Source organism: Muriicola sp. (assembly GCF_041567615.1).
Taxonomy (GTDB): domain Bacteria; phylum Bacteroidota; class Bacteroidia; order Flavobacteriales; family Flavobacteriaceae; genus Muriicola.
Genome location: NZ_JBFGBM010000082.1, coordinates 1 through 10,542, shown reverse-complemented (window position 1 = coordinate 10,542; position 10,542 = coordinate 1). Strand labels below are relative to the sequence as shown.

13 protein-coding genes are annotated in these 10,542 nt (G+C 49.1%); 8 read left to right on the top strand and 5 right to left on the bottom strand.

What is annotated here, in order from left to right; all coding sequences use genetic code 11:
* Positions 1-66: 66 nt before the first annotated feature.
* Both gldI and ABYP73_RS07255 read right to left on the bottom strand, forming a co-directional pair.
* The gene (gene gldI, locus ABYP73_RS07260) at positions 67-618 is read right to left on the bottom strand and encodes a gliding motility-associated peptidyl-prolyl isomerase GldI (protein ID WP_372973876.1); all 552 of its coding nucleotides are present in this window, start codon (positions 616-618) and stop codon (positions 67-69) included.
* Positions 615-1,631 (bottom strand): bifunctional oligoribonuclease/PAP phosphatase NrnA, encoded by a 1,017-nt coding sequence (locus ABYP73_RS07255; RefSeq protein WP_372946095.1) that lies wholly within the window; start codon positions 1,629-1,631, stop codon positions 615-617. The genes gldI and ABYP73_RS07255 overlap by 4 nt, the downstream gene beginning before the upstream one ends.
* 155 nt (positions 1,632-1,786) lie before the next feature.
* Here ABYP73_RS07255 and ABYP73_RS07250 point away from each other — a divergent pair, with 155 nt between their 5' ends.
* Both ABYP73_RS07250 and ABYP73_RS07245 read left to right on the top strand, forming a co-directional pair.
* Positions 1,787-2,812, top strand: a complete 1,026-nt coding sequence (locus ABYP73_RS07250) for an alkaline phosphatase D family protein (RefSeq protein ID WP_372973875.1) — start codon at positions 1,787-1,789, stop codon at positions 2,810-2,812.
* A 49-nt stretch (positions 2,813-2,861) separates the two neighbouring features.
* Positions 2,862-3,281, top strand: coding sequence for a nucleoside-diphosphate kinase (locus tag ABYP73_RS07245; RefSeq protein ID WP_372946097.1), 420 nt, complete (start codon positions 2,862-2,864; stop codon positions 3,279-3,281).
* Between the two features lie 68 nt (positions 3,282-3,349).
* On the opposite strand, the gene ABYP73_RS07240 is transcribed toward ABYP73_RS07245, so the two are convergent.
* Genes ABYP73_RS07240 through ABYP73_RS07230 form a run of 3 tightly spaced genes read right to left on the bottom strand, consistent with a single transcriptional unit; the run spans position 3,350 to position 5,142 of the window.
* The gene (locus ABYP73_RS07240) at positions 3,350-3,643 is read right to left on the bottom strand and encodes a DUF721 domain-containing protein (RefSeq protein WP_372973874.1); all 294 of its coding nucleotides are present in this window, start codon (positions 3,641-3,643) and stop codon (positions 3,350-3,352) included.
* Complete coding sequence (locus ABYP73_RS07235) at positions 3,633-4,061, bottom strand: hypothetical protein (protein ID WP_372973873.1); 429 nt, start codon at positions 4,059-4,061, stop codon at positions 3,633-3,635. The genes ABYP73_RS07240 and ABYP73_RS07235 overlap by 11 nt, the downstream gene beginning before the upstream one ends.
* Before the next feature lies 1 nt (position 4,062).
* Positions 4,063-5,142 carry a DNA replication/repair protein RecF gene (locus ABYP73_RS07230; RefSeq protein WP_372946380.1) on the bottom strand — a complete coding sequence of 360 codons (1,080 nt, stop codon included), beginning with the start codon at positions 5,140-5,142 and terminating at the stop codon, positions 4,063-4,065.
* 113 nt (positions 5,143-5,255) lie between these two features.
* On the opposite strand from ABYP73_RS07230, the gene ABYP73_RS07225 reads away from it, so the two are divergent.
* The 6 genes from ABYP73_RS07225 to ABYP73_RS07200 all read left to right on the top strand — a co-directional run bounded on the left by ABYP73_RS07225 (position 5,256) and on the right by ABYP73_RS07200 (position 10,360).
* Positions 5,256-6,020, top strand: coding sequence for a tetratricopeptide repeat protein (locus ABYP73_RS07225; protein ID WP_372946379.1), 765 nt, complete (start codon positions 5,256-5,258; stop codon positions 6,018-6,020).
* Between the two features lie 2 nt (positions 6,021-6,022).
* On the top strand, positions 6,023-6,505 hold the full coding sequence (ribH, locus tag ABYP73_RS07220) for a 6,7-dimethyl-8-ribityllumazine synthase (protein ID WP_372946378.1): 483 nt from the start codon (positions 6,023-6,025) through the stop codon (positions 6,503-6,505).
* Between the two features lie 96 nt (positions 6,506-6,601).
* A complete protein-coding gene (locus tag ABYP73_RS07215) occupies positions 6,602-6,892 on the top strand; it encodes a riboflavin synthase subunit beta (protein ID WP_372946376.1) in 291 nt (96 codons plus the stop codon).
* Positions 6,892-8,739 carry a DNA mismatch repair endonuclease MutL gene (gene mutL, locus ABYP73_RS07210; protein ID WP_372973872.1) on the top strand — a complete coding sequence of 616 codons (1,848 nt, stop codon included), beginning with the start codon at positions 6,892-6,894 and terminating at the stop codon, positions 8,737-8,739. The genes ABYP73_RS07215 and mutL overlap by 1 nt, the downstream gene beginning before the upstream one ends.
* A complete protein-coding gene (locus tag ABYP73_RS07205) occupies positions 8,740-9,483 on the top strand; it encodes a rhomboid family intramembrane serine protease (protein WP_372946197.1) in 744 nt (247 codons plus the stop codon).
* A 4-nt stretch (positions 9,484-9,487) separates the two neighbouring features.
* Positions 9,488-10,360 (top strand): rhomboid family intramembrane serine protease, encoded by an 873-nt coding sequence (locus ABYP73_RS07200; protein WP_372946196.1) that lies wholly within the window; start codon positions 9,488-9,490, stop codon positions 10,358-10,360.
* Positions 10,361-10,542: the final 182 nt, after the last annotated feature.

Genomic DNA, 10,542 nt, shown 5'->3' with positions numbered 1-10,542 from the left:
GCACCCAACCAGGGTGATCATCATTGCCGTAAGCAGAATAAGTGCATTCTTCATTGTTATGTCAATTTAGGGTGTTTCATTTACTGTTTCTCTTTCGATCTCGAATATCGTGATCACGGCTTTTAGGGGGACGTTTACCCCTATCTTGTTTTTATCGCCTAAATATCCGTATCCCAGAGAGGAAGGGAAAAGGAAGGTCGCGGTTTCCCCTTCTTTCATGAGTTTGATGCTGTTCCTCAAGCCGGGGAAGAGTTCCTGTTTGTCTACTTTGTAGGTCTGCAAACCTATTTCTTCCGGAGTGTAGATCGTATCATTATCCAGGGTGAGCAAGGTGTAAGTGTACCGAACGAGGTCATCGGTCTGGGGAGTGTAATCCGACACCTCATTCTTCAGGTCATAGGCGTACCAGCTTCCCTCGGAAGTAGAGGTGTATTCCTTTAAGCTGTCATTTTCAATCACACGGAGGATGCGTTCCTCTTCTTCTGCCAGTAATTTCCTGTTCCTTTCCACGGATTCTTTGATAAATGAACCCGATTTCACTTTCACGGGCTTTCTGGGTTCCGGTCCCTGGCAGGCCATGACCAGGAATGCCAAAAATAAGGGCAAGACCTTTCTCATTTGTTCAGTTCTTTTTGGTGTTTCGGGAGCAGACTCCTGAAATAAGAGACGGTTTCTTCCATGGATTGAGTACTCCTTCCCCCGGCTGCATTGGTATGGCCTCCCCCGTTAAAATAGGCCCGCGCAAATTCATTGACCGAAAAATCGCCTTCAGACCGCAAGGAGATCTTGATGATCCCTTCGTCCTTGTTCTCAATAAAGATCACTGCCAGCCGGATTCCCGCCAGGGTAAGACCGTAATTCACAAAACCTTCTGTATCTCCTTTTTTGAATTGGTGCCTGTCTAGCTCCTCCTGGCTCAGCGTGATGTAAGCCGTACTGTATTCCGGCAGGATCACCATATTGTTCAGGGCACACCCTAAAAGGTGCAGCCTGCCCGGGGTGTTGGTGTCAAAGATCATACGGTGGATCTCCGAACTCCTGGCCCCCTTGTCTATGAGGAATGCCGCTACTCTGTGAGTCAGGCTCGAAGTGGAGGCGTATTTGAAGGAACCTGTATCGGTAAGGATCCCTGCATATAGGCAATCCGCTATCTGAGGGGTGATGTCGTCCTTACTGCCAAGGGCGTCTATGGTGTGAAAGACCATTTCGCAGGTGGAGCTAATTCTCGGGTCGGAATACCTGATGCGGGCGTAGTCGGCCGGACTCTGATGGTGATCGATCATCACGAAGGGCGCTTGCAGCTGTTGCAGGGTCTCTTCCATTTGACCCACCCTGGTGAGATCGTTGAAATCCAAAGTAAAGACCACTTCTGCAGTTTTGAGGATCTCTGAGGCCTCCTCTGCCTGTTTATCAAAGATCATCACGGTCTCGGTACCCGGCATCCACTTGAGGAATTCAGGGTAGTCGTTCGGGCTGATCACAGCAGGACCGTGCCCTTTCATCTTCAGGAAATGATACAAGGCAAGGGAAGCTCCAATGGCGTCACCATCAGGGTTCTTGTGGGGGACGATCGCTATTTTTTTCGGAGTGCTAAGCAGGGTTTTCAAAGCCCCGGCATCGGCTGAATTCATGCGTGCAAAGATACGACTATTTGATATATCCACGCGAACCCCTCTTAAGAAGATCCTGTGATCTTTTGCTGAGGTATTATCAGGAAATACCCAAAAAGGAGAACGTGCTTTTCGGGAAGAGTGTATTCTTTTACCTTAGCAATAAATAGGTCCGCATGAAGAAATACATATTCGCAATACCGATCTTCCTCGTCTTACTTGCCTGTAAATCCCTGCCCACTGGAGAAAGCCTTCAATCGCAAGGCGATTTTACCATAACCTTCGGGTCCTGTAACAAGCACAATGTGCGTAACAAATTGTGGGATGATGTGCTGGCCGCGAATCCGGATGTCTGGATCTGGGGAGGCGATATTGTGTATGCCGATACCAGTGACCCCTCAGAAATCGCTGCCATGTACACGGCTCAAAGGGAGGTACCCGGGTACAGGGCATTGCTGGAAAAGATCCCGGTCATCGGTACCTGGGATGACCACGATTACGGGTTAAATGACGGGGGAGAGGAGTTCGTTTCAAAGAAGGACAGCCAGCAAGTCTTCCTTGATTTCCTGGGTGTGGAAAGGGATGATCCCAGAAGGGACAGGGAAGGGGTGTACGCTTCTCACGAATACGTTAGGCCGGAAGGCAAAATAAAAATTCTGGTCCTCGATACACGGTACTTCAGGACCCCCCTTACTCCGGCGGAGGAAAAAGGCAAAAGATACCGACCCGGAACCTATGGAGAAGGCACCATCCTGGGGGAGGCACAGTGGTCGTGGCTGCATGGGGAGCTTGAGAATTCGGATGCTGATTTCAACGTAATCGTGAGCAGTATACAGGTGCTTTCCGCGGAGCACGGATTTGAGACCTGGGGGAATTTTCCTGCAGAGGTTGACAAACTCAAGCGAACGATCGCAGACTCCGGTGCAAAAGGGGTCATCATCCTGTCGGGAGACCGACATATTTCGGAATTTTCGAGCACTTCGGTTGATGGATTATCTTTTCCTCTTGTCGATTTTACCAGCAGTGGCCTGACCCACGTCTATACCTCCTATTCAGGTGAACCCAATCCATTCAGGAAAGGAGAGGTGGTTTCCAAAAAAAGTTTCGGGGCTCTGGAGTTCGATTTCGAAACGAAACGCGTGCACTTCAGGATGGTCGGGGATCGGGGCGAAGTCCTGGGAGAACTCTGGCAACCGTATTAATGTTGTAGGTTGCGATAAGATAGCGTACTTTTGCCGAAAATTTTTTAGAATGACAGGAAAAAGAACATTTACCATGATCAAACCCGATGCCGTAGAGAACGGGCATATCGGGCCTATCCTGGAGAAGATAACCTCTGCGGGATTTAAGATCATCGCCATGAAATATACCCAGCTAAGCAAAAGGGATGCACGCGAATTCTACGCCATCCACAAGGAGAGGCCTTTTTTCAATGAGCTGGTCGAATTCATGACCCGTGGGCCCATCGTATCGGCCATCCTGGAAAAGGACAATGCAGTGGAAGATTTCAGGGCGCTGATAGGTTCCACCAACCCTGCTGAGGCAGCAGAAGGCACGATCCGAAAGCTATTCGCAAAGGACATTGGTGAAAACGCGATACACGGATCAGACAGTGATGAGAATGCAGCCATTGAAGGGGCATTCCACTTCTCCGGCAGGGAGATCTACTGACCTGTACAAATGATTCTTAAAGAAAGGCTTCCTGCATAGGGAAGCCTTTTTTGTTGTAGTGGATTGAATCAGCGAAGGATGATCTTCCTGACCACTTCCCTTCCTAATTCTTCGTTTAACAGATCGATAATCTTGGATTTCCCCAGACTGAGTTCTTCCCTCAGCACGGAGGAGGAAAGGGAAACATAGAGGGTATCCTCCCTGAGCTCAATCCCTGTGGTGTAATTGTTCACACCATTACCCATCAGGTTGACCCATGACTCCCTCACGTGCACCTTGTCCAGACCTTTCTGTAACTTGTTGGAGGAGATGAAGTCCTGCAGGGCCTCTCCCAGGCTTAGATTATTCTTTTTACGAACCATCCTCTTCCAGATTAATCGGTTGATACCTTTTATAAAGATAGCGAATCTGATCCGTATTGATGACCGAGAAATGCGAGGAGGTCAGGGATTCGATCTTTTCTTCCCAGGCACTCATCTGGTTCTTGTATTCCATATAAAAACCACCATCCCTTGAAGAAATAGTGAATTCCTCCGCATCGTCTGAAGTGATGAAACTCCCGTCGGGAAGGGGTTGTACTTTCTTTCGATACCCGGACATCCCGGAGGTCTCGATGTAGTCTACGGTCGTATTGAGATCGTACTTCTTGCTATCCCCCGATGGAAATACCACTTCTTCGATCTCCCAGTATCCGTCTAGGTAACCCAGGTCTTCTCGTTTTATTTCCTGTCTGCAGGAAACCATCAGAAATAGAAAAATCAGGGTGATGATAGGTCTCATATTACAAAGGAAACATTTTATAAGTCTGGTGTATTTCTTTGATGATCTTTTCTGTCCGATCGGCATGGGTGTCGCTGATAAAGATCTGCCCGAAATTCTCGTCCTCCACCAGAGAGATGATGTGGGCAACGCGGTTCTCATCCAGTTTGTCGAAGATATCGTCCAGTAACAGGATAGGAGTGGTGCCCACCCTTTTTTTGAGGAGGTGAAACTGGGCGAATTTCAGGGCGATCAGGAAGGATTTCTGTTGTCCCTGGCTCCCGAATTTCTTGATGGGGTAGGATTCGATCTCAAAATCCAGGTCGTCCTTGTGAACCCCCACACTGGTGTATTGAAGCGCCTTGTCTCGTTCCAGGTTGGCAGCCAGCAATTCTGAGAGGGAAGCCTCGTGCAGTCCCGAATTATATACGAGGTTGACGATCTCACTTCCCCCGGAGATCAGCCCGTACTGTTCCCGGAAGACCGGGACAAAATTCTTCAGGAAGTCGGCCCGTTTCCCGTAGATGTACTGCCCGTGTACCTCCAGCTGCTGATTATAGACCTCCAGGGTATCTGCATCAAAAGTGTGGTTAGCAGCGAAGTATTTCAGCAGGGCATTTCTCTGGGAAACTGCCTTCTGGTAGGTGATCAGGGCGTGGAGATATTCGGGATCCGACTGGGAGATGACGCCGTCCATGAATTTTCTGCGTGTCTCACTGCCCTCTATGATCAGGTCCCTGTCTGCAGGGGAAATGATCACCAGGGGCAGCAGGCCGATGTGCTCCGAGAGCTTATCATAAGCTTTTCCGTTCCGACGTATGACCTTTTTGACGTTTCGTTTCAGGGAACAGACGATTTTCTCTTCCCTCCCGTTGAGCTGGAATTTGCCTTCGATCACAAAGAAGTCTTCCCCGTGCCTGATATTCTGTGTGGCGATGGGATTAAAATAGCTCTTCCCGAAGGAGAGGTGATAGATGGCGTCGAGCATGTTGGTCTTCCCCCTGCCGTTGTTCCCCACAAAGCAATTGATCTTCGAATCGAACTCGCATTCGATATCGCTGAAGTTCTTGTAGTTGAGGAGGGAAATCTTCTCGAGATGCATGAAAAGCGTAATTCAAATTGGGTTCTCAGACCCATTGCGGACCAAAAATAACAAATAAATACCCTACGGTTTTCGATAAAAACTTTATTTTTGCGCGATCAATTAGAGGAACTATGGCAACATACAAAAAGAGGGGATACAAGCCGAAGAACAAGGAAGAGGAAAGAACCCTTGCAGAACAGGGAAGCACCACCGCTGAGGTGTTCAGTGCCCTGGATGAAAGCGCATCCAGGTCGGAACAATGGGTGGCCAGGAACCAGAACTACATCCTCGGAGTGATCGGTGTGATCGCGGTGGCTGTGCTGGGATATCTTGGGTATAACCAGTTCGTTCAGGAGCCGAGAAATGCCAGTGCTGCCAATGAGATGCTCTACCCTAACCAATACTTCAATCAGGCCCTGGAAGGCACGGCAGAAAAAGATTCACTTTTCCTCCTCGCTTTGAATGGGGCTGAAGGGAAATACGGCTACCTCGATATCATTGAGGAGTACTCCGGAACTCCTTCAGCAAATATAGCGACCTATGCCGCGGGTATGGCTTTTAAGGAACTGAAACAATACGACAAGGCGATCGAATACCTGGAGCAGGTGAACCCTGATGAGGAGATCACTGCATCCCTCGCCCTGGGCGGGATCGGAGATGCCTTTTTCCAACTGGGCCAGGCTGCGGATGCCCTAGGCTATTACGAAAAGGCCTTTGCTGAGGATGACAACACCCTTACCACGCCTTTATACCTTCACAAAGCCGGTATTGCAGCTCTGGAACTGGGGCAAAAGGAAAAGGCGCTGAAATACTTTCAGCGCATCAAGGATGATTACCCGGATGCCAACGAGGCCAGGAATATCGACGCCTTTATAGGGATGGCCCAAACCCAGTAGGCATGGCTACGGCTAACAAGAATCTTTCACAATACGACAGGGCACAAATACCCGATGCCTCCGACCTGGAGATTGGGATCGTAGTTTCTGAATGGAATGAAGCCATCACAGAAGCCCTCTACCAGGGAGCACATTCGGCCCTTCTGGAATGTGGGGTGGCTGAAGACCGTATTACACGCTGGAACGTACCCGGGAGTTTTGAACTCACCCATGGTTGCAAAAAAATGATCGAAGAAACAGGCCCGGATGCTGTGATCGCGATCGGAAGTGTGATCCGGGGAGAGACCAAGCACTTCGATTTCGTATGCAGTGCTACTGCCCAGGGGATCAAAGACCTCAATGTTCTCACCGATACCCCTGTCATCTTTTGCGTCCTGACCGATGACACCCTGCAACAAGCCCAGGACCGGAGCGGAGGAAAGCATGGGAATAAGGGCACGGAAGCCGCTATCGCCGCCATTAAAATGGCCGTTTTGGGGAGATAAGCCCGTACCCCACAGTACTTACCTGGTGTTAACAATTTTTGGGAAGCTTCCTACAGCACTTTTTTTATAATTAAGTACTTTTGATGGAGGAGCGATATGGGACGATTTACGAGACTGCGAAAGAACAAGAAATTCAACTACTCACCGAAATACTACGATGATAAGGGGGAGGGCAGTCCCTATAAGATCGAACGCAAACTCGACAGATACCGGACCACTGCCGATTCACCCGGGGGTATTAAGTCGAGATGGAGTGCCGCCATGTCTGACCTCAGGAGGAGTGCAGACAGGAATTACAGGCTCCGGTTCCTGGTAATCCTCGCTGTTCTGATCCTCATATTTTTGTATCTCATAGATTTCGACATTTCCATATTTATTCCTGAATAATGGCAGATCTTATCCATCTCTTGCCGGACCATGTGGCCAACCAGATCGCGGCTGGGGAGGTCGTACAAAGACCTGCCTCCGTGGTCAAGGAACTGCTGGAGAATGCTGTGGATGCAGGGGCTACCGAGATCAAACTCATCGTAAAGGACGGAGGGAAAGCCCTGATCCAGGTAGTGGATGACGGAAGCGGAATGAGTGAGACCGATGCGCGTATGAGCTTTGAGCGTCACGCCACTTCCAAAATTCGGAGTGCAGAGGATCTGTTTCAACTGCATACCAAAGGTTTCAGGGGGGAAGCCCTGGCTTCTATTGCGGCCATAGCGCACGTGGATTTGCAAACCAGACCGGCAGACGAAGAAGTGGGGACCCATATCCGTATCGAGGGGAGTAAAATCATTTCCCAGGAAGCGGAGGTGTGTCCACAAGGTACTTCCATATCTGTCAAGAATCTGTTCTTCAATATTCCGGCCAGGCGAAATTTTTTGAAATCCAATGCGGTAGAATTCAGACATATCACAGATGAATTCCACCGGGTGGCTCTGGCACACCCCGGGATAAGCTTTCAGTTTTACCACAATGGGAGCGAATTGTTTCATCTCGATGCCACTACCTTAAGGAAACGGATCACCGCAATCTTCGGCCACCGAATGGATGAAAAACTCGTCCCGGTGGAAGAAGAAACTCAGGTCGTTGAGATCAGCGGTTTTATATGCAAACCGGAATACGCCAAAAAGAGCAGGGGGGAACAATTCTTCTTTGTCAACGATCGATTTATCAAAAGTTCATATCTGCATCATGCTGTGGCATCGGCCTTTGAAGGATTGCTTAAACCTGACGTGCATCCGGGGTATTTCCTCTACCTGCAGGTAGATCCGAATTCCATCGACATCAATATTCACCCCACAAAGACTGAGGTAAAGTTCGATGACGAACATAGCCTCTACGCCATTTTAAGGGCTGCGGTGAAGCACGGGTTAGGCCAGTTCCACCTGGCGCCCATGCTCGATTTTGAGAAGGACCAGAACCTGGAGACACCTTATGCCTACAGGAATAAGGAAGCCGAGGTCCCGGGGATCTCCGTAAATCGGGGTTTCAATCCCTTTGAGGAGAACTCGTCAAGAATTTCCTACCAGGGCGGTTACCAGAAAAAATCAGCAGAGGGATGGGAGAACCTTTTTGTGGACCTGGAGTCAGGTTCGCAGAAGCAGGACTCCTTCAGCAGCGTTCACTTTGAATCAGAGGTAGTAACGGGTTCCATATTCCCTGACGCCGAGGGCGATGAACCCAGTGAAGGCACTACTTTTCAGCTGCGCAGGAAATACATCGTCACCACGATCCGCTCGGGCATGCTGATCATAGACCAGCAAAGGGCACACCAAAGGGTGTTGTATGAAAAATTTCTCAGGAGCATGACCGTAAAGGAAAGTCTCAGCCAGCAACTCCTCTTTCCCGTTGCCCTTCATTTCTCACCCAATGAACGGCATATTCTGGCAGAACTGTCAGATCATTTGCAGGCCCTGGGCTTTGTCTTTGAAGATACAGAAGATGATGATATAGCGGTCAAGGGATTGCCGCCTATGGTCCCCGAAAAGGAGGTGGCATCCGTCCTGGACGGGCTTATCTCAGGCTATAAGCAAGGAAATGAGGGAAACCTCTCACAGTCTGATATGCTGGCCAAAGCTATGTGCAGTGCTGTGAGCGTGAAAACGGGAGACCGGATGGACAGGGTTTCTCAGCTTGCCCTGGTCAATGATCTCTTTGCCTGTAAGGAATCTATGCTGAGTCCGTTCAATAAACCGATCTTTATCACCTTAACCGAAAACGAAATCGACAATAAATTCAAATAGATGGGAAGACTAACCGGTGCTATCAAACACCTGCTGATCATTAATATCCTCTTTTTCGTCGCCACGGCTCTCTACGGGGAGCAGATGTACCAATGGTTCTCCCTCTGGTTTCCGGAGAATGAGAACTTCGACCTCTGGCAGATCCTCTCCCATATGTTCATGCACGGAGGTTTTATGCATATCCTGTTCAATATGTATGCCCTGTGGGCATTCGGCTCGCCCCTGGAACAGATGTGGGGGAAAAATAAATTTCTCTTTTTCTATTTTTCAGCGGGGATAGGGGCTGCACTGATCCATACGGGGGTGAATTATTACTATTTCAATGAGGGAATGGATGTGCTTCTCGGCTCAGGGCTCACCCGGCCTGAGATCATGGATATCATTTCCCAGGGGAAATTTAATCCGGCCTGGTACAACCTGGCTCCCAGGAGTACGATAGATAACTTCCTGATGGCCTACAGTACCCCGGCGGTAGGAGCCTCCGGTGCCATTTACGGGATCCTGGTTGCTTTCGGGATGTCTTATCCCAACAGCGAACTTTTTCTTATTTTTCTTCCCATTCCTATCAAAGCGAAGTATTTTATTCCCGTACTTATTGGCCTCGACCTCTTTTCCGGCGTTACGGGATATTCTATCTTTGGCCAGGGGATCGCGCACTTCGCCCATGTGGGGGGGGCCTTGTTCGGATTTATCATGATGTGGTACTGGAAAAGGAACCAGTTCAATAAAAACAGATGGGATTGATGTTATGAGTACAGGAGGATTGAGATACCAATATGCCCGCCTGAATTTTGCGGAAAAGCTAATCGTGATCAACGTCGCGGTATTTATCCTTAATGCCCTTTTGCCATTTCTTCTGGGGCTGGGAAGAAATGCCATTTCCCAGTGGTTCGAATTACCGGTAGACCTCATGGCTTTCTTATCCCAGCCCTGGTCTATTGTTACCTATTCCTTTTTCCACGCTGATTTTTTCCACCTTTTTTGGAATATGCTATTGCTGTATTTTTCAGCCAGGATCTTCCTGAACCTATTCTCCGCGCGCAAGCTGATCAATGTGTATTTTCTGGGTGTGATCCTGGGAGGCCTGTTGTTTGTGCTGAGCTATAACGTCTTTCCGGTCTTCCTGGGTTCCAATTCGGCCATCATCGGGGCATCTGCCGGGGTTACGGCAGTGCTTATCTTTATTTGTGCTTATATACCCAACCAGGAGGTGCGGGTGATTTTCTTTAACGTCAAGCTTTGGTATATAGGGGCATTCTTTGTGCTGGTCGACCTGATCTCTATCCCCGCCAGTAATTCCGGAGGGCATTTGGCCCACCTGGGTGGAGCCTTGCTCGGCTACGTATATGCCCGCCAGCTTATCAAAGGGAAGGATATAGGAGAAGGTTTCGCCAGGATGCTGGACAGCCTGGGTTCCCTATTCAAATCCCGGGACAAGAAGGCACCACTAAAAACCGTCTATCGCAAAAAGAACACTACTTCCGGTTCCAAGATCGATTACGACAAGGAGAGTCGCCAGCGTAAAATTGACGGTATCCTCGACAAGATCAGCAAGTCGGGCTATGAAAGCCTTTCCAAGGCGGAAAAGGATTTTCTGTTTAAGGCAGGGAAGGAAGACTGATTTCCAATGAAACGATCAAGCTTGTTCATCTTCGCCGCGAAAGGCGTTTTGTTCCTCCTTTCCTTTCTCTTGATTGCCGCCTGCCTGTATGGAACAATTTGGGATGCCGACATCGTATTTTTCGATCTTCTCGCCCTAGTGCTCCCCTATCTCGTGATTGCAAATCTGTTTTCAGGTCTCTT